Source organism: Microcoleus sp. S36b_A4, from assembly GCF_036700645.1.
Taxonomy (GTDB): Bacteria; Cyanobacteriota; Cyanobacteriia; order Cyanobacteriales; family Microcoleaceae; genus Microcoleus.
In genome coordinates this window covers 78,323-96,236 of the sequence record NZ_JAUBPI010000003.1, presented here as the reverse complement: position 1 = coordinate 96,236, position 17,914 = coordinate 78,323, and the positions used below count along the sequence as shown (strand labels likewise).

Annotated in this window: 19 protein-coding genes; 13 read left to right on the top strand and 6 right to left on the bottom strand. The window is 46.7% G+C overall.

Translation table 11 applies throughout. The features are described 5' to 3' along the window. Nucleotides 1–181: 181 nt before the first annotated feature. The 5 genes from rfbF (at nt 182) to QUA03_RS02085 (ending at nt 4,993) form a co-directional block, all read left to right on the top strand. Entirely contained in the window at nt 182–958 is a 777-nt protein-coding gene (gene rfbF / locus QUA03_RS02105; RefSeq protein ID WP_333209269.1) for a glucose-1-phosphate cytidylyltransferase, read from the top strand. A 205-nt stretch (nt 959–1,163) separates the two neighbouring features. Beyond that, entirely contained in the window at nt 1,164–2,228 is a 1,065-nt protein-coding gene (locus tag QUA03_RS02100) for an acyl-CoA dehydrogenase family protein (protein WP_333209267.1), read from the top strand. Between the two features lie 77 nt (nt 2,229–2,305). Continuing rightward, the gene (locus QUA03_RS02095) at nt 2,306–3,037 is read left to right on the top strand and encodes a cyclase family protein (RefSeq protein ID WP_333209266.1); all 732 of its coding nucleotides are present in this window, start codon (nt 2,306–2,308) and stop codon (nt 3,035–3,037) included. Nucleotides 3,038–3,146: 109 nt separating this feature from the next. After that, nucleotides 3,147–3,893: a DUF1995 family protein gene (locus QUA03_RS02090; RefSeq protein WP_333209265.1), complete on the top strand. Its 747-nt coding sequence runs from the start codon at nt 3,147–3,149 to the stop codon at nt 3,891–3,893. A gap of 329 nt (nt 3,894–4,222) precedes the next feature. After that, the gene (locus tag QUA03_RS02085) at nt 4,223–4,993 is read left to right on the top strand and encodes a metallophosphoesterase family protein (protein WP_333209263.1); all 771 of its coding nucleotides are present in this window, start codon (nt 4,223–4,225) and stop codon (nt 4,991–4,993) included. A 312-nt stretch (nt 4,994–5,305) separates the two neighbouring features. On the opposite strand, the gene QUA03_RS02080 is transcribed toward QUA03_RS02085, so the two are convergent. Further along, nucleotides 5,306–6,157 (bottom strand): M48 family metallopeptidase, encoded by an 852-nt coding sequence (locus QUA03_RS02080; RefSeq protein WP_333209261.1) that lies wholly within the window; start codon nt 6,155–6,157, stop codon nt 5,306–5,308. Between the two features lie 371 nt (nt 6,158–6,528). On the opposite strand from QUA03_RS02080, the gene QUA03_RS02075 reads away from it, so the two are divergent. Beyond that, nucleotides 6,529–7,053: a DUF4330 domain-containing protein gene (locus QUA03_RS02075; protein ID WP_333209260.1), complete on the top strand. Its 525-nt coding sequence runs from the start codon at nt 6,529–6,531 to the stop codon at nt 7,051–7,053. Between the two features lie 157 nt (nt 7,054–7,210). On the opposite strand, the gene QUA03_RS02070 is transcribed toward QUA03_RS02075, so the two are convergent. Beyond that, on the bottom strand, nt 7,211–8,122 hold the full coding sequence (locus QUA03_RS02070) for an alpha/beta hydrolase (RefSeq protein ID WP_333209258.1): 912 nt from the start codon (nt 8,120–8,122) through the stop codon (nt 7,211–7,213). 529 nt (nt 8,123–8,651) lie between these two features. Here QUA03_RS02070 and QUA03_RS02065 point away from each other — a divergent pair. Then, complete coding sequence (locus tag QUA03_RS02065; protein WP_333209257.1) at nt 8,652–9,269, top strand: hypothetical protein; 618 nt, start codon at nt 8,652–8,654, stop codon at nt 9,267–9,269. Here the strand turns inward: QUA03_RS02065 and QUA03_RS02060 are convergent. Beyond that, nucleotides 9,237–10,190, bottom strand: a complete 954-nt coding sequence (locus tag QUA03_RS02060; RefSeq protein WP_333209255.1) for a hypothetical protein — start codon at nt 10,188–10,190, stop codon at nt 9,237–9,239. The genes QUA03_RS02065 and QUA03_RS02060 overlap by 33 nt on opposite strands. Before the next feature lie 301 nt (nt 10,191–10,491). Between QUA03_RS02060 and QUA03_RS02055 the strand changes: the two genes are divergently transcribed. From QUA03_RS02055 to QUA03_RS02040, 4 genes are all read left to right on the top strand, one after another. Next, nucleotides 10,492–10,710: a hypothetical protein gene (locus QUA03_RS02055; protein WP_333209253.1), complete on the top strand. Its 219-nt coding sequence runs from the start codon at nt 10,492–10,494 to the stop codon at nt 10,708–10,710. Between the two features lie 400 nt (nt 10,711–11,110). After that, nucleotides 11,111–12,013 carry an MBL fold metallo-hydrolase gene (locus QUA03_RS02050; protein ID WP_333209252.1) on the top strand — a complete coding sequence of 301 codons (903 nt, stop codon included), beginning with the start codon at nt 11,111–11,113 and terminating at the stop codon, nt 12,011–12,013. A 393-nt stretch (nt 12,014–12,406) separates the two neighbouring features. Continuing rightward, nucleotides 12,407–13,621 (top strand): bifunctional riboflavin kinase/FAD synthetase, encoded by a 1,215-nt coding sequence (locus QUA03_RS02045; RefSeq protein ID WP_333209250.1) that lies wholly within the window; start codon nt 12,407–12,409, stop codon nt 13,619–13,621. Nucleotides 13,622–13,799: 178 nt separating this feature from the next. Beyond that, nucleotides 13,800–14,708, top strand: coding sequence for a MoxR family ATPase (locus QUA03_RS02040; protein ID WP_333209248.1), 909 nt, complete (start codon nt 13,800–13,802; stop codon nt 14,706–14,708). 203 nt (nt 14,709–14,911) lie between these two features. On the opposite strand, the gene QUA03_RS02035 is transcribed toward QUA03_RS02040, so the two are convergent. The 3 genes from QUA03_RS02035 to QUA03_RS02025 all read right to left on the bottom strand — a co-directional run bounded on the left by QUA03_RS02035 (nt 14,912) and on the right by QUA03_RS02025 (nt 16,709). Further along, entirely contained in the window at nt 14,912–16,111 is a 1,200-nt protein-coding gene (locus tag QUA03_RS02035) for a glycosyltransferase (protein ID WP_333209246.1), read from the bottom strand. 33 nt (nt 16,112–16,144) lie between these two features. Beyond that, entirely contained in the window at nt 16,145–16,294 is a 150-nt protein-coding gene (locus QUA03_RS02030) for a hypothetical protein (RefSeq protein ID WP_333209244.1), read from the bottom strand. A gap of 208 nt (nt 16,295–16,502) precedes the next feature. Then, nucleotides 16,503–16,709: a hypothetical protein gene (locus QUA03_RS02025; protein ID WP_333209242.1), complete on the bottom strand. Its 207-nt coding sequence runs from the start codon at nt 16,707–16,709 to the stop codon at nt 16,503–16,505. 114 nt (nt 16,710–16,823) lie between these two features. Between QUA03_RS02025 and QUA03_RS02020 the strand changes: the two genes are divergently transcribed. Beyond that, on the top strand, nt 16,824–17,150 hold the full coding sequence (locus tag QUA03_RS02020) for an MgPME-cyclase complex family protein (RefSeq protein WP_333209239.1): 327 nt from the start codon (nt 16,824–16,826) through the stop codon (nt 17,148–17,150). After that, entirely contained in the window at nt 17,147–17,884 is a 738-nt protein-coding gene (locus tag QUA03_RS02015; RefSeq protein ID WP_333209237.1) for a hypothetical protein, read from the top strand. Before QUA03_RS02020 ends, QUA03_RS02015 begins: the two co-directional genes overlap by 4 nt. The last annotated feature ends 30 nt before the right edge of the window (nt 17,885–17,914 follow it).

The window sequence follows — 17,914 nt, the reverse complement described above, 5'->3', positions numbered from 1 at the left end:
AAATTGCGCGCAGCATTTAAATATACGGTGCGGTCGCGCGCACCCTAGAATTATTTATAAGAGTTCGTGATTTCTGCAGTTTACAAAGCTTCACTCACTATGAGAAAATGTTAATAATTCTTTGAAAAAAATCCTGATGATTGATGATAAATTAATTTATCATCTTTAAAAATGTGACAAAATGCAAGTAGTTATCCTAGCTGGCGGTCTCGGTACTCGTCTCAGAGAAGAAACAGAATTTCGTCCCAAACCCTTAGTTGAGGTGGGAGGCCATCCAATTATTTGGCACATCATGAAGATCTATGCACACTATGGTTTCCAAAACTTTATTGTGTGCTTGGGCTATCGCGGCAACATGATTAAGGAATATTTCCTCAATTATGAAGCCATGAATAATGACTTTACTATCTGTCTGGGACGCCAAAATACCATCACTTATCACGAGGAACATCTCGAACAAGATTTTAAAGTGACACTAGCTGAAACTGGCGCCGCAAGCATGACAGGAGGGCGGGTAAAACGGATCGAAAAATATATCGATCGCGAGAATTTCATGGTGACATACGGCGATGGAGTAGCTGATGTCGATATTGACGCCTTGATGGATTTTCACAAATCTCACGGGAAGCTGGCCACTGTCACTACATTTCGTCCGATTTCTCGCTTTGGAATTTTGGAGGTAGACAGCGATAGCAGCGTAGTTCAATTTACTGAAAAACCTCAAATCGACGGCTGGATCAGTGTTGGATATATGATATTTAACCGCCGGGTATTTGAGTATTTGGGGGGAGATGATTGTATTTTAGAACAAGAGCCGATGCAGCGTTTGGCGGCAGACGGAGAGTTGATGGCTTACCGTCATGAGGGGTTCTTCTTTGCGATGGATACTTTTCGAGAGTACAAGTATTTAAACGAACTTTGGGATGAAGGGAAGGCTCCTTGGAAAGTGTGGAAATAAATTAGTTTGGGGGCGAGGTTTAATTTCCGCCCCACACAAGTTTGACTAAAAATTACTATAAAATTACCTCATAAATCCGGTTGCTTCGTAGATTTTTCGTGAGTTGTCGCAAAAATCGTAGTAACTGGGTTTTTATAGCTCCCTATCCGTGGGAAATGAAACTTTCCCAAATAAGGTAAAACTCACTATAAAATAATTATAAAAAATGGATTCCCAAGATATTCTCAACAGCACAGAAACTTACCTACAAAAGTGCGTTTCACCCCACGCGGAAATTATCGACAGCGACTCCGAAGCCCTGAAAACAGCAGTTGCGGGATTGGAAGATCGATCGCTCTTAGCGTTGCGAGTTCCCCACAAATGGGGCGGTGCCGAAGTTGCACCGGAGATTTTTTACAAATATCAGGAATTGACGGCTCGATATTCCGGCGCTTTGTCTTTCCTGCAAACTCAGCACCACAGCGCAACTGCGATGCTTGCCAACAGCGACAATGAAATGCTAAAAAGCAGATACTTGCCCGCGATCGCCCAAAAAGAGTTACGGTTGGGTATTGGGTTTTCGCATTTAAGGCGATCGGGCGATCCGGCTGTCACCGCAACTCCCACAAAATCGGGCTATTTACTGTTAGGAAAAGTTCCTTGGGTAACAGGTTTTCGCTTGTTTCAAAAGTTTATTGTAGCTGCGGTACTTCCTGACGAACGCGCTGTTTTCGGTTTAGTGCCTTTTGCCAATATTGAACGCGAATCGGGTAAAATAGCTTGTAGCGAAATCCTGCAGTTAATTGCCATGAACTCGACTAATACTGTGACAGCAACTCTCGATAATTGGTTGCTGGATGAATCGGAAATAATTTCAATTAAACCTGTCGGCTGGATTTCGGAAAACGACAGCAAAAATATACTGAATTTTGTTCCGGCTACTTTTGGCTGTATTCGAGCCGGATTGGATGTAATTGCAGCAGCAGCGGCTGCTAAGAATTCACCTTTTATAACGGCAGCTTGCCAAAAACTAGAGCAAAAGCTCGATCGGCTAAAACAGAATTTCTCACAATCTCAACATAGCTCGAAAGCAGAACAATTAGCGCTGCGAGCTCAAGCCATTGATTTAGCGGTGCGTTGCGGGCACGCGGCGGTTGCAGTTTCTAGCGGTGCTGCTAACGGTGTGCTACACCCCGCCGGGAGAGTTTATCGAGAAGCTTTGGTGTATACTGTTTCCGGGCAAACCAAGGATGTGATGGAAGCAACGCTCGATCGACTAATCGAATTTTAGATTTTAGATTTTAGATTGAGTTCGCAGAAGGTAAAAAACTCAACTGTGTTTAATAAATAATAGATATATTTAACCTGATGACAAACAACTTTAAGTCAAATAACTTAAAAACTATCGCCTACAGCAAAATTGTAGACTTAACCCATGCAATTCACCCAAATATTCCCATTTGGCCAGGAGATCCAGCGACAGAAATTACCACAGTAGCTCAAATAGAAACAGACGGGTATTTCCTGCGAAAATTATCGATGGGAGAACACAGCGGCACTCACATCAACGCACCCAACAGCTTTTATGTAGGAGGCGCCAGCATTGATAATTATTCCCCGCAGTCGCTCGTTGTGCCGGCAATTGCGATCAATATCCGAGAGCAAAGTCTTGCCAATCCAGATTACACTTTAACCATAGACGATGTATTAAATTGGGAACGGCAGCACAAACTTATAGAACCTGGAAATCTAGTTTTATTGTATACTGGCTGGCAAGAAAAATGGGATAATCAGGGAGCATTTTTCAACCGAGACGATCGCGGAATTTGCCACTTTCCCGGATTTAGCAAAGCAGCAACTCAATTTTTGCTAGAAGAACGCTCTATTGCGGGAGTTGGAACCGACACTCACGGAGTCGATACCGGGCAAGATGAAAGTTTTGCGGTTAACAGATTGGTATTGGAAAAGCAGCGAATAGTGCTGGAAAATCTGGCAAATCTCGACTTGTTACCTGCGGCTGACATCACTTTAGTTATCGGAATATTGCGCCTTTTGGGAGGTTCTGGCTCGCCTGTGTCGGTGTTAGCTTTTGTTGCTTGAGGCGGTAAAACTTACATCTTGCACCATGCTCAAGAACAGGTAATTGAGAATGGTGCAATATCTCAGGTAAAATTAGATAGAGAGAAGTCGAGTAAAAACAATAAGATTAATGACAGAACTGCCCAAGGATCTCAACGAGGCAATCGCCCAATCCCGCATTGCCACCGCCGCTGCCCTCTCGGACGGCAAAACTCTACTGCAAGTCGAATTAGTATTTCCAGAAATCGCCCTGCAAGCACAGTCTATCACCTTACAATTTCTCCCAGAATTTGAGGAAATCTACCCCGGAGTAAAAGTCTTTTTTCCCGACACCGGTGCGGCAGCCCTCGCGCGCCGCGACTGGGGAGAAACACCGTTTAAAGTCACTGATTTGGGTAGTAGTCGCACCCCTGTTGAAGATAAAATAGCACCGGAAGATCAACTTTTCCTTTTGATCAATCCAGCAGCCGTAGAAGTTGCCCAAGTCGAAAAAATTTATATAGCTGCGGCAGGTCGCCCAGTAATTCTACTCAACCCCCGCCTGGAAGATGTTGCCACCATAGGTATAGGCTATGCGGGCCGCCAATTGCGCGATCGATTCCTCAGCAAAATTGAATCCTGCTACTATATCAGACCCCTAGACACTGCGGCTTTATTCCGCTGCTACCCCCAATCCTGGCAAGTGTGGCTGGAAACAAACGACGAATACGAACTAATTTCTGAAACCGCCCAAAAACCTGTCGGAGACGATTTAGAGCGGATTTTAGCCGGTTCTCTCCCAAGCGCCGATCCTGACTCCACCACACCTGCCAAACCCTTAAAAAAGAAAGGTTTTTTGGCAGAACTCCAGACATTTCTCAAAGCTTTGACTCAGTGACCATTGTTAAGGCTCGATCGTATTTTACGGTGTGTCAGCTAGGATTATTTTCGACTTAATCCGTCGGCTAATCGCTGATGCACCCTAAAGAGTGAAATAACTCAAAGCTTTGCCTCAGTAACAGCAGTTGCAGAAGCAGAATTAGCAGCTTGCCTGTGTTTCTATCAGTAGCTACGCAAACAGCTACTGGTGAGCTTTACAGAATCTTTATAAAAAGCAGTATAATGGGTGACACCCCTCCCCCGTAAAAGAGGGCAGGCAAATAACAGCAAAATCAGATGCTATAAGCTAGAGATGGGGCTTTTGAGTCAGGGAAGCGGATAAACACAATGGAGCACCGGCGCATTGTTATCGGGGACGTACACGGGCATTACGACGGCTTAATGACCCTGCTAGAGGCACTTGCCCCCGGCTTGGACGATCGCGTCTATTTTTTAGGAGACTTAATCGATCGTGGCCCCAAAAGCGCTCAGGTATTAGATTTTGTGCAGCAAAGCCCCTACCAAACTCTGTTGGGCAACCACGAACAACTGATGCTGGAGGCTTTGTCGGGGACGCCGATGGATATGCGAGCGTGGCAATCTTGGCTCTACAGTGGCGGCGATGCGACAGTAGCAAGCTACAGAGATACAGGGATGATGCCGTACAAACACTTAGAGTGGCTGCGATCGCTCCCTACGTACCGGGACTTAGGGGACATCTGGCTGGTTCACGCGGGCGTTGACCCCCATCTGTCGATCGATGAACAGTCGATCGAACAACTGTGTTGGATTCGCAGGGAATTTCACACCATGTCGAAACCCTATTTTCCCAATAAATTAATTATCACCGGTCACACGATCACCTTTACCTTTCATGGGGTTAGACCGGGCGAATTAGTCAGGGGCGAAGGGTGGTTGGATATTGACACGGGTGCTTATCATCCCAAAAGCGGCTGGCTGACAGGATTTGATCTCAGCTACCGCAGAGTTTATCAAGTAAATGTATTTAACCATCAAGTCCGAATTTTGCCGTTTGACGAAGTTGTTCGGCAATTGAAGCCGCAGCCGATTGCACCCCCGGAACCTGCGATCGATTCTGTTGTTCCACAGGAGTGTTAAATCAAGTTTTAGTTGTAGGGTATGTCAGCTTAAGTCCGATCTATTAAATCGAAATTAATTTGCTGCTGACTTACCCTAGTAACTGGATTTATTTTTTAACGAACCGCGAAGACGCGAAGATCGCGAAGTAAGAAAAGAGAAGGGAAGAGAAGAGAAAATACTTCTTGCAAAAGTCCTTTTAAGCAAAGTTTCGGACGGGCAAAATGCCCATCCCACAATAGAAAAAACTTTTTGTGGGATGGGCATCTTGCCCGTCCCAGCTATTTCTGTAAGAGGTCTAAAAGAAGAGAGTGCCTGATAGATTTACCTTTGCTACGAACCTAAAAGTCTGCGGATCTCTAGCCTGTAATCCTCATTATCTAAACCTTCACCGCTAGCAAGATCTGGATCTATAGCCTGCGAAATAGCAGCAATGCGATCGCCAGTTGCCGGGTGAGTGCTCAAAATGCTCGGAGGAGAAGGCTTATTGAGCAACTTTTTCATAAAATCAACCATCCCAGATTGAGCGTAGCCCGCTCGCCCCATAGTTTGCAATCCCAACTGATCCGCCTCATACTCAGCTTGGCGACTGTGGGGGCGCCGCAAAGCCAATTCCACCCCAATCTGAACCGCCTGAGATCGATCGAGCCCTGTCGCCGAAGCTACACCAGAAGCTATGGCCATTTGACGCATTTGTTTAATTGCGTGGCGAGCATTAATGTGAGCGATTTCGTGGGCGATCACACTTGCTAATTCTGCCTCATTGTCCGCCGCCGTCATCAAACCTTTATTCACATAAACAAAACCGCCCATTGTCGCAAAAGCATTAATATTGTCGTCGTCAATCACTTGAAAAGTATAAGGAATATTTGGGCGAGTGCTTTCTTGAGCGAGTCGTTGACCGATGCGGTTGATATATTCTGTAGTGTCGCGATCTCGGTCAATCTTAAACTCGCTGTTCGTTAACTGCTGATTAATTTGTCGGCCAATAGTCACCTCTTGGCGATCGGACATATTCGACAATTGAATAACTTGAATGCCGCGAAAAATTAGTTCAGGCAAAGAAAATGCTTGAGTGGGTTCCGGGGAAACCACCCAGATACCCGCAGCCACAATCAGGGACAGAAACAGATAAATCCCCCGGCCACAAGTATGCCGGCAAGTCAACCAAAAACTTTTTAACATGAGTGATAGGTGCCAGAAGTTAGATAAAATTGTAGGAAAAACTCGAAAAGTCACTAAATAGGCAGACGTAATTTGAGGCTGCTTAGTTGCTATTCTAGCTTTTTGTCAATTTTTAACGGCGCCACCAGCTTATGGGCGATCGAGCCAAGGCCAACCAACCGCTGTCAACTCCCTTCTGGGTTAAGTGCCCCAGTCATGCGGATTTTGGGCGATCGTTGTGGTAATATCTTTTAGCTTCATGACTTACGCATCAATAAAGTATGTCATTGCCAGCGGTAGCTCAGCAATAGCAGCATCTGTTTTTCATCGATGTCTGGGTAAGTCCTGAGCTTGTAAACATACTCCTGTCGCTATCAGTATAATAGGCGATTATGAAAATTTTGGATTCTCAAGGCCGACTGTTCGGCAAACTCAGCATTCTAGACGTAGGTGCGGCTCTGATCGTACTGCTAGTTGCAATCGGAATCTTTTTCTTTCCCGGCACTTCTGGCGGTTCCGTCGCCCAAGTCGGCACCAGTGTCAAACCTGTAGAAATTGATGCAATTGCGATCGGTCTCAAAGGAACAAACGTTCAAGATTTGTTCAAAACAGGTGATAAAATCAATGTGGTGATCCGCAATCAACCCTCCGGTCAGATTACCATCAAATCTGTCAAAACTCTCACCAGAACCCTAGCAGTTCCTCAGCCCAACGGCACTCTGAAAGCTCTCCCCGATCCAAGAGAAGAAGAAGCTTTCAGCAAAAATATGATGTTTACCTTAGAGGGAAAAGGTCAACTTACTGAAAATGGCCCGGTTTTAGGTAATACGAAAGTCAAAATTGGCACCACGCTAGAGCTTGAAGGTAACAAGTACATTTTCAACGCCAGCGTCATCGACGTGCGAGTAAAAGAATAATTAGTAGTCAGTAGTCAGTAGTCAGTAGTCAGTAGTCAGTAGTCATTAGTCATTAGTCATTAGTCATTGCTAATGGGGAAGGGGGAAGAGGGAATTCATATTCCTTCTTCCTTCTTGCTTCTTCCTTCTTGCTTCTTCCTTCTTCCTTCTTCCTTCTTTACCCTTCCGAAAGCAATTTTAAGTATTGCCGAAGTAAGCCAATCGTAACAGCGGGAATTTCTAACTGCGGAGTCAAACCTACGTTTTCCAGAGGTTGAAAAACTTTGATTGCTTCGGGGTTGAGATTTGCCAACCGCTGGCCGATATCGGGCCCGGTAAACTGCGATTTTTCTCCCCAAATAATCGCTGTCGGCGTTGTTAGCTGAGTGATGTACAGCGACAAGTCAAAGCACAAATCTCCCCGCACAAAAGACAGGGCGGCATATTCTGCATTTGGTTCCAAAGCAGATTGGAGGTAAGCATCAACAATTTCTTGGTAAACGCGACGCGAATCGGCAAATTGGCGTTGTTCTAGGAAGCTACGGATGCCGCCGTCTGTGGCGATTCCGGTACTGTAGAGCAAGCGATCTAATATCGGCGTGTTGACTAGCTTAGCGAAGAAACTGCTGCCGTAATCTTGTCCGAAGTCCGACAAACCGCTGGGTATGGTCAAAATTAGGGATTTGAAGAGATCCGGCCGTGCGATCGCAGCTCGAATCGCGATCGCCCCTGTTAGCGAAGAAGCAATCACCTCTGTCGGACTGTCGCAAGTTTTTTCGAGAAATTCGATCAAAGTTGTGATATAATCTTGAACCTGATAATTTCTTGCCGGATGTTCCGATCGCCCCCAACCGATTAAATCCGGTGCTAAAATTCGATATTCTGCCGCAAAAGCCGGATAAACTTTCGACCATTCGTAGGCACTCGACCCGCCGCCAAAACCGTGAAAAAATACTAAGTTCGGCTTATTCTTATTTTCCGAAGTTGAGGTCGGCAACCCCATCCAAGGCATTTTTTCAGCAGTGTAGTAGACCATTCTGCCGAGAGAAGTAACTATTGATCGCTGACCGAAGCCGAGGGGTACAAGCATAAACTAACCTTAATCGCTGTTATATTTTAGATTCTTTTCCATCGCCCCGTCTTTGTTTAAAAAACTTGCAAAGCTGGTGGCGTTTTTGTAAAGATTGAGTAATGATTTAAATCTATTTTAGTACAGGTGAAGCGTGAAACTACAGACAGCAAGTAAGTTTTGCGATTTGGGCAATTCGGCTGTGTAGTTATCCTTACCCTTGCAAACTAGCGCCGATCGGAGATAATAGCAAAATGATGGGTGAGACCCCTCAACAAAATAGAGTCTGTTCGCCAACCCCGAAAGCAGGCGCTCGGAAAGGAGGACTATTAGAACTCGCTTTCAGGCAGGCGGCAGGTTGGCCGACGCTCGCCAATCACAAATCATTAATCACGATATTTTGCGGAGCAGTGGCTTTTGAGGTCGAAAGTCTTTGTTGGATGGCGGGCGATGGGGTTTCGATTCCTAATTGCAAGTTTGGCAATCACTGGCATCGCCGTTATCAATTCCAAAACAGAAGAAACAACTAATCTCAGGGAGGTCTACTAAAATGCAACTGCTCAGAAAAAGGGATCGCGAGGGTTTTATGGTTGATGCGAAAAGTCTTCAATCAGACGGGTTTGCAGAATTTGACACAGCCTATCGAAGCATGGATTTAAACAGCAAAAAGTCTTTGGTCGCCACTCCAGAACGCTCAGGCGCGGCTTCAGATGTGCGATCGCGCGCCACAACGGTACCTGCGATCGTCCGCGTAGCTTTAGAAGACTTGAAATGCTTTGAAGTAGTAGAACACCAGTTTGCACATTGGGGGGTGACTTTTAGCAATGCCGTCGCCATCCAACCTTCAAACCCAGCATTTTTCACTGGTTCTGGGGCAACAGTGTTAATGGGGGCCCCCAAAAGCGGACTGATAGAAGTAACTTTTAAGTATCCAGTTCGCTGGGTGTCAGGGCTTGTCACCAGTTCGCGACGAACTGTTTTATCTGCTTGTGACATTGACGGCAACCCAATTGTTCAGGATGAAATGCCTGCGCCCAATCTGGTCGGGTCTAATTCTCCGATCGCCCCTAGGGCTCCCCTGCGCGTAAAAGCTCCGAATATTCATCGAATTAGTTTTTACGCTTTTGATGGTCAGCTAATAGTCGATGACTTGATTTTTGGATTTTAAAGCCATGCCATAAGTAGTGTCCCAAGTCTGCAAACCTTCGAGAAGGGCATTGCGGACTACAGCTTCTGGTTCCCGACTCAGCATCAGGCGAAAGCACTCCGCAGCGCGGGAACGGGCGATCCTCTGCGAGGGCTCTGCTAACGAACTTTTGACAGAGCTCACAGCACCAAACCCACCCTGATTCACCAAATCGGTCATTTGCCGCACAGCAATTAAACGCTTCACGGGGTCAGCATCAGTCAAATCCGCCAAGATGCGATCGAGCGCCACTTCATCTTTTGCGGCCCCCAGACTCAACCCTTGCCGCAGTAACAGCCCTGCAATCGCGATCGTCCCCAAATTCTGCAAAATTAGGCTCAAAGCCATCCAGTGGCTGCTTGAGTCCGCCCAAACCGCCAAACTCATGTAAGCGCCCAAGGTAGCAATGCCGCCGGTGCCGACGGCTAAAACGAACCGACGGTTCGGGCCATCCCAAAATTGCTCGCCTTTTGCCCGCAGCAATTGCCAGTCCCACGACTGCCCTCGGTAAACCAGCATCATCGCTGCTATCCCCAGGCCTGTGGAAAACAGTAACTGACTGTTCCACCACCCCCAAACTGCTGCCAGGGTGACAATTCCCAGCCAACCTTTTGAGCGAGTCAAACTCTCTAGCAGCCATTTGAGAAACGCAGTAGAAACCACAGGCGATCGGGCCCACTCGCTCTTGCCATCTACCCTCCGGCGTCTTGTTGCGGCAGTGCGGTCTGTGGCTGTTGGGGCTCCCGGCAGGCGATCGTCCAAACTAAATTCTCTCAAAGCTTGACCATCAGTTATTTCTAAAGACAGGTCGCTCAACGGAAGATTACCGAGTTCTAAAGTGCGATCGGACACTTTCACAGGCGATCTATTCAGCTTGGTTGTAGTTTTTTTAACTTGATTCATACTGACTTTTTGGAAAAATAACTTAAAGTTATCCAGGCTTTTTTAGCACTGATTTAGATTCTCGGCAAATAAGACTCTAAGCTTCTATGATACCGGAAATTCAACCCCGTGGCGAGTACCGGAACTGCGCCGAATTCCGAGAAATCCTTACCAAAAATAGAGCACTTGAAGATTTTTGAGAAAATCACGAGAGGTTAACAGCGAATATTTCTGCCTCACTCTGGAGACAGAATGGCGATCGGAGTTGGCATGATGGCAAAAAATCGAAATTTTTTAATTTCCGAAAATATGGGAATTTTGAGTGATTCAATTCGTCCGCCAAGAAATGCACGACGAAAATTTAGCCTTTTGCCAGCAGGCCCGGACTCTCGCTGCTACTCCGGTGTCAGATGAGGCTGGGTTCAGCTTGACCGCTTGCGGGACGAACCGCAGCCTCCGGGCGGGCCGAGAATCCAGACACAGACAGTATTGTTGGATAATTAGCAGGAGCATTCCTAAACTGCTAAGATTTTTGAATTAATGGGAGTTGAGGAAGCCCATCATCCGGGTTCAAACCGGTAAAGCAGGAAGGCAAACAACCGATCTATCGTGTTCGCCAAGTGCGGAGGCTGGAAAAACAGCGGCTTTTGACCAAACTCATACAGAACTACTGCCCCAAAGTGTGTCTGCGGAGGTTAGGCTAGTGAAGAGACGAAAAGAATAGTTACGATCGAGACTTCATTAGTCTACCTTGTAATTTATTGCTCAGTTGTCAAGCCCAACAGTTTTGCATTCTCGCGATGAGCGAGACTCTTGGCACTTCCAACAAGTGGGGAACTCGACCGTCAAAGAACTTGGGTTTGATGGTAAAGCCCTTAGTAATATGTAAACACCTTATCGATAACTCGCCAACTCGCCGGAACAATCTTGCAAGAAAACCCATGTCTAGTATGCAAAACCAATTCACGGTTCACTTCTGGGGCGTTAGAGGTAGCATAGCGTCTCCCGGGGCAGAAACAGTACGTTACGGGGGCAACACGCCCTGTGTAGAAATGCGAGTGGGTGACAGTCGCCTAATTTTCGATGGCGGTACTGGATTGCGGGTTTTGGGACAAACTCTCCTGTCCCAGATGCCCGTAAAAGCTCATATGTTTTTTACTCACTCTCACTGGGATCACATTCAAGGATTCCCCTTTTTTGTCCCAGCTTTTATTCCTGGGAACTGCTTTCACATCTATGGGGCTATTGCTCCTAATCAGGCTACTATCCAGCAGCGCCTCCATGACCAGATGCTGCACCCCAATTTTCCGGTACCCCTGCAAATTATGGGGGCAGACCTGAAATTTAACGATATAGAAGTGGGCAAACCGCTGGAAATCGGAGAGATTAAGGTGGAAACTGCTTTGCTGAACCATCCTGGGGAAGCTATAGGCTACCGCGTCAACTGGCGGGGGTATGCGGCTGCTTACGTGACTGATACCGAACATTTTCCCGATCGTTTAGACGAAAATGTGCTGCATTTGGCTCAGGATGCTGAGGTGCTGATCTACGATGCTACTTATACCGATGAGGAGTATTATGCCGAGAAGAGCAGCAAGGTCGGCTGGGGACATTCGACTTGGCAGGAAGCGGTGAAGGTTGCAAAGGCTGCTAATGTCAAAAAGTTGGTGATTTTTCACCACGACCCGCTGCACAATGACGAGTTTTTAGACAGGGTGGGAGAACAAGTGGCTCAAAGGTTCCCGAACAGTTTGATGGCGCGGGAAGGTTTGTCGTTACAATTGTTGCCTCCTAATAACGATTTGTCTGAAGCGTCGGTGCAAGCGCCTCAAGTTCATGTCTGATGGATGTGAGCTTGTCAGATGGTTCTGAAATCTCGATCGGTGAAATCTGACATTTAAGCGAGGTCTGACCGAAAGCATTTAGGATACAAGCCCCCGGATTCATTCCGAAAGCAGACTCATGGCCCAGAAATAAAAAACCTGTATCCGATAAATGAACCCCCGAATTTATCTCGCGCAAGTCAATGCTTCAATCGAAAATCGAAAATCGAAAATCGAAAACCGATTGACCTCACTTAAAGACGGATACCGTGCCACTTACTTCTGTCGTGGAAAACCAAAAAGTTTAGACCAAAGTTCAAGCTTCCAGATTTATCTGTGGAGTCAATTCTAAAATCTAAAATCTAAAATCTAACATCGACTGGCGATCGCACTAAGTATGTCAAAATTTTAAGCGTGTGGGTAACTTCTTCTTGTACCGCTGCTCTGACTCCAACTTCTGTTGCCTTGGGAAACTTTGATGGTTTGCACCTAGGGCATCGACAAGTCGTGCAGCCAATTTTAAATCGATCGCCTGAGCAAAATTCTGCGACGATTCTTGCGTCGGGGCCAAACTTGCGCTCCTACGCTGGCAGAGATGAAAATTTGGAAAGCGAACCTCCGGCGACCTGCTACAACGACTCAGCAGCACCGCCCGATCGAGTCGGCAGCAGCCATAATTTCGATAGTTTGATAGCCCCCAAGGCAGATGGCAACAGCCTCTCTGGGATCGATTCTGATGGGGTCGATCGGCTTTACAGCACTGTGGTGACATTCGATCCGCACCCGCAAGAATTCTTTACGGGTCAACCGAAAAAACTGCTGACGCCTCTGGCAGAAAAGGTAGAATTGCTCGCAGCAATGGGCGTCGAGCAACTTGTGCTGCTGCCGTTCGATCGAGAACTGGCAGCTTTGACTGCTTCTGAGTTTGTCGAGGAAATTCTGGTGCGACAACTAAAAGCGAGTCGAATTAGTGTGGGGGTGGATTTTCGGTTTGGACGGGGACGCGCTGGGACGGCTGTGGATTTGCAGTCGATCGCCTCTGGTTACGGTATTGATGTTGCTCTTGTACCCCTGCACAATTGCGGTGAGGGCGATCGGATCAGCAGTTCTGCAATCCGCGAAGGTCTGGCATCAGGCGACCTCACAAGAGCGAATCAGTTGCTGGGGCGACCTTACAGTTTAGTCGGGACTGTGGTTGGGGGACAGCGGCTGGGTAGGACGATCGGATTTCCTACTGCTAATATCGAACTGCCGCCGGAAAAATTTTTGCCACGTTTTGGCGTGTACGCGGTGCGAGTCTCGGTGAAGCAGGGAGGGGAAAAGATGGAAGATGGAAGTTCTTCCTATCAGCCGGAAAATGCCAAATCTCTAATCCCCGGAATAGCATCAACTTTATTTTTTGTCAATGGGGTGATGAATGTTGGCTGCCGCCCGACAGTAGACGGCCTGCAACCCACTGTGGAAGTTCACCTGTTAGATTGGTCTGGGGATTTGTATGGTCAAACCTTGAGTGCGAGTTTGGTAGAGTTTTTGCGACCCGAACAAAAATTCGCTTCTCTGGATGCTCTCAAAACTCAAATTCAGGCAGATTGCGATATTGCTAGAAGCCTCTTAACTGCTAAAGTCTAATAATTATGTGATCTAGAACAGGCGATCGCTTTTAAAAATGGTGCAAGATGAGTCAGACTAAATTCTAGTTGTACAAATACGAAGTCCGCAAGGCAAAGACTCAAGATTTTGGCAATCTTGATATCTTTTCAACAATTAGCAATTAGCAATTCGCAATTAACAATTAGAAATCAGGGATATGAGACAACATATTGAGCGGCTCAAACAAAATCTAGGCAAAACTATTGTTGGCAAAGCCGATGCTATTCGCTTGGTGTTGGTAGCGGTGCTTTCCGGCGGACACGCGCTGCTAGAAGACGTGCCTGGTGTGGGAAAAACGCTGCTGGCGAAGTCTTTGGCGCGATCGATCGATGGCAAGTTTCAGCGGATTCAGTGCACTCCCGATTTGTTGCCGACGGATATCACCGGTACTAATATTTGGAATCCGCGCAGCGGAGAGTTTGAGTTTTTGCCCGGGCCAGTTTTTGCTAATGTTTTGCTTGCCGATGAAATCAATCGGGCGACGCCACGAACTCAGTCAGCTTTGCTGGAAGTGATGGAAGAAAAGCAGGTGACAGTAGATGGAGTTTCTCGAAATGTTCCGACGCCGTTTTTTGTGATTGCGACTCAGAACCCGATCGAATATCAAGGCACTTTTCCCCTACCGGAAGCCCAGATGGATCGGTTTACTTTGTCTTTGACTTTGGGCTATCCCGCTGCGTTGGAAGAGTTGCAAATGTTGGAACGGCTTTCTGATAGTTTTGCTGTTGAAGATTTGCAGCCTTGTATTTCTTTGGAAGAAGTGCAGGAATTGCGTCGTTTGTGCGCTGGTGTGAAGGTGGAAGCCTCTTTGAAACAGTATATTGTAGATTTAGTGCGATCGACGCGAGAGGATGAGGAGATTACTCTGGGGGTGAGTCCCCGGGGTGCGGTGGCTTTGCACCGGGCATCCCAGGCTTTGGCATTTATGGAGGGCCGGGATTTTGCTACCCCGGATGATGTGAAGTATTTGGCGCCACACGTACTTTCTCACCGGTTGATTCCGGCGGGGGGAAGAAGGGCTAAGACGATTGTTGACAAGTTGTTGCGGTCTGTTCCTATTCCTTAAAAAGTTTGTAAGTAGGTTGTTTTATTTAAAGGAACAGGCAAGATGCCTGTTCCACAAACAATTACAGCTTAATTAAAGGAACAGGCAAGATGCCTGTTCCACAAACAATTAATTTTCCTGTGGGGTGGGCAGGATGCCCACCCTTGAAAGACTTCTTAATAATGATGCAAGATGTCAGTTAATCAATAGGTTTTGCACCATTCTCAAGGACTCTCAAACAGCGCCACTAATTTTTTTGCCTCTAAATCAACATTGTGTTGTTGAGCAACTCTCTCTGCTCCTGTTTTCCCCATTTGTTCTAGTTTTTCTACAGGTGCTTCCAATACCGCGCGCATTGCTACGGCTAATGCTTCTGCGGAACCGGGAGGAACTAACCAACCGCAAACACCGGGTTCTACGAGCTCCGGGATGCCAGCAACATAAGTGCTAATTACGGGCCGGTTGAGAGCGAGGGCTTCCATAATGACGACGGGCAAACCTTCAGCAAAACTAGGCAATACCATTGCCCGTGAAGCTAAAATCTCTTGCTGAACTCGATCGCCACTGGCCCAGCCGGTAATTTCTATATGGTTTTGCAGGCCGAGTTGCTGAATCTGCTTCTCAATATCCGATCGCAGTGGCCCGTCTCCTACGAGTACCAACTTAAACTCTAAGCCTTGAACTGCTAGCAAGTTAGCAGCTTCTAGCAATAACAAATGACCTTTTTGTTCGCTGAGCCGGCCAATGCAAGCTAAGCGGGGTGCTGCGGGTATGGGGACGTAGGGTGCAGCTAAAAATGCAGCATCTACGCCGCAGTGTATGACGTGAATTTTTGACCAAAAAGTGCGATCGCACCACCGAAAAAGCTGACTTTTACCGAAGGAACTAACTGCTGCTACAAAGGTCGATAGTTTAATTTTTTCGTCTAAGGAAAGAAGTGTAGCTTTATCAAATTCTTCCGGACCGTGAACGGTGAAACTGTAAGTCGGGCCGCCAAGGACGCGGCACAGCATTGCGACTGTTGTAGAATTTGTCCCGAAGTGAGCGTGAACGTGTGCTGTACCCGATTCTGCAAACCAATTTAAAAGAATACAAGCTTCTGCTAAATAAGCTAGATGCAGCAAAATCCCCCGTTCCGAGTGCCAGCCAACTTTGAACATTAACCGCACAGCTTCGATGAATCGAATTGGTCTAGTTGCGGCAACGCGCAGCAAACCCCACGCTAACCCCTGTACACCAACTCCTAAGATTACTTTAGTCAATTCTTGCTCTAGTTTGTCGGCCTCATCAACGAGTTCTGACTCGCACGATCGGATCGAAAAACGTGCGACTTTCATGCCGCAATTTTCAACGGCTAGCACTTCTCTGCGGACAAAGCTGTGGCTGACTTTGGGATATTGGTTAACTAAATAAGCGATGTTCATGAACGGGGAGAAAATTTTATGGTAAAACTTAGATTAGTTTAGCCTTTGGCTGCATTCGGTGGGCAACAAATTTAGCTGATTTGTTGAGCTTATTTGAGCAGGGGCGAAGGGCGATCGCTTTTGGTGGGATGGGGGAAGTGACAGCGGGGCGATCGCTATTCCGGTGATAGCAAATCCATCCACACATTTTACATTTTTAATACAATAGTCACGACAGTTTTTAGGTAGTAGTCACAAACCCTTGATTTTCATGTAGGCAGCGCGATCGCCGAATCGCCATGAAAGCCTTTTTTTAGGGTTAGCCATTAAAAACTGTCCGAAGTGTTTTCATATCCAAACTACTCCCAATCAGATTTGACAGCCCCAGATTGTCTCAATAATTGGTAATTATTTAACGTGCAATTCCATCTAATTTCCTATTGTCACCTAAATTTTCCCGAAAATCACCAGCCCGAAAAATAATCGCCCAAATCCCCAAAAAACCAGCAACTCTCGCAACTCTCACAACTCGCCCAACACTAACCACCAAAGATTTTTCTGAGGCGACTTGCTCTGCATCTACCCAAGATGACAGCAAATAAGGTAAAGTAAACGGCACAAGAGTCTAGAACTCTCCAACGACCGCAACTCGGCAAACCCGCCCCTGACCAGCAAAACTGGCCGGTACAGGCGGCATTAACCGCTAACCGTCAACCCCTAACAACCGAGAAAAATGCAAACCTACTACTACGTTTTAGCCAGCCAACGCTTTTTGCTAGAAGAAGAAGCCCTAGATGAAGTGTTTAAAGAAAGAACCCGCAACTACAACGAACAAGAAAAACAAATAGACTTCTGGTTGGTCAAACAGCCGGCTTTTATAGAAGCACCGACAATGACAGAAGTTAAAGCAAAATGCCCTCAGCCAGCCGCTGCTATTATTTCTACCGATCCAGTCTTCATCACCTGGTTGAAACTGCGATTAGAATATGTACTGACAGGTGAATTTCAAGCACCGTCAGCAACTATTCCCGATGCCCTCGCATCCCTACAGACAGCATGAATAAAAGAGCAGAATATCCGACAAAACAACTAACAACAATTAGGGGTAAATTGTACAAATTTATTTTGTCTCTTCCCCTATTTTCTGCTACTTCGATCGCCCTTTTGGTATTGACAATTTTATCGAGTTCTGTTAAGGCTCAATCGAGCTGCCAACCGCCCCAGTCCGATGAATATCTACTGTTAATTGTCACCCCAAAACCCGAACAGCAAGAAAGAGCAAAACGCTCTTTCCCTGGAAATACTAACAACACAGTTTGTCGGTACATCAATGACACGGTGACGCGAGTTGGTGGCTTTCGCGACTCGCAAATCGCCAGCGATTGGGTTAAATACATCGAAGATGTTGTCGGATTGCAAGCTTACGTAGTACGATCGCCCGCAGCGGCACTACCCCAAAATTTGCCAGTCTACAACCCTCAGCCAGCACCAGGTTCTGAACCAATCACCAATTCTCCAACGGGCAATCTTGCCTTCAATCCCCAACCCCTCGGCCCTGGTTATGCAGTGTTAGTAGATTACTTCAACCAGCCTGAATTAGCCGCCCAAGTCAGGCAAGCATTAGGCACGCAAGTAGGCTTAGCTTCCTACGGCCAGCGTCCCTTTTTATTCGTCGCTTATACAACGGATCAAAACGCCGCTACTGATGCGGTAAAAGCATTGAGCGATCGAGGTTTTTGGCCGATGTTAGTAGACAGCCGTCGAGTTACCGTAATTGCTCCCGCTGTTCGCTAAAATATAAAAGTTGGCAATTAAAATTGCTTC

Coding starts and splice junctions, on each gene's coding strand:
- rfbF (WP_333209269.1), top strand. CDS start 182: ATGCAAGTAGTTATCCTAGCTGGCGGTCTCGGTACTCGTCTCAGAGAA.
- QUA03_RS02100 (WP_333209267.1), top strand. CDS start 1,164: ATGGATTCCCAAGATATTCTCAACAGCACAGAAACTTACCTACAAAAG.
- QUA03_RS02095 (WP_333209266.1), top strand. CDS start 2,306: ATGACAAACAACTTTAAGTCAAATAACTTAAAAACTATCGCCTACAGC.
- QUA03_RS02090 (WP_333209265.1), top strand. CDS start 3,147: ATGACAGAACTGCCCAAGGATCTCAACGAGGCAATCGCCCAATCCCGC.
- QUA03_RS02085 (WP_333209263.1), top strand. CDS start 4,223: ATGGAGCACCGGCGCATTGTTATCGGGGACGTACACGGGCATTACGAC.
- QUA03_RS02080 (WP_333209261.1), bottom strand. CDS start 6,157: ATGTTAAAAAGTTTTTGGTTGACTTGCCGGCATACTTGTGGCCGGGGG.
- QUA03_RS02075 (WP_333209260.1), top strand. CDS start 6,529: ATGAAAATTTTGGATTCTCAAGGCCGACTGTTCGGCAAACTCAGCATT.
- QUA03_RS02070 (WP_333209258.1), bottom strand. CDS start 8,122: ATGCTTGTACCCCTCGGCTTCGGTCAGCGATCAATAGTTACTTCTCTC.
- QUA03_RS02065 (WP_333209257.1), top strand. CDS start 8,652: ATGCAACTGCTCAGAAAAAGGGATCGCGAGGGTTTTATGGTTGATGCG.
- QUA03_RS02060 (WP_333209255.1), bottom strand. CDS start 10,190: ATGAATCAAGTTAAAAAAACTACAACCAAGCTGAATAGATCGCCTGTG.
- QUA03_RS02050 (WP_333209252.1), top strand. CDS start 11,111: ATGTCTAGTATGCAAAACCAATTCACGGTTCACTTCTGGGGCGTTAGA.
- QUA03_RS02040 (WP_333209248.1), top strand. CDS start 13,800: ATGAGACAACATATTGAGCGGCTCAAACAAAATCTAGGCAAAACTATT.
- QUA03_RS02035 (WP_333209246.1), bottom strand. CDS start 16,111: ATGAACATCGCTTATTTAGTTAACCAATATCCCAAAGTCAGCCACAGC.
- QUA03_RS02020 (WP_333209239.1), top strand. CDS start 16,824: ATGCAAACCTACTACTACGTTTTAGCCAGCCAACGCTTTTTGCTAGAA.
- QUA03_RS02015 (WP_333209237.1), top strand. CDS start 17,147: ATGAATAAAAGAGCAGAATATCCGACAAAACAACTAACAACAATTAGG.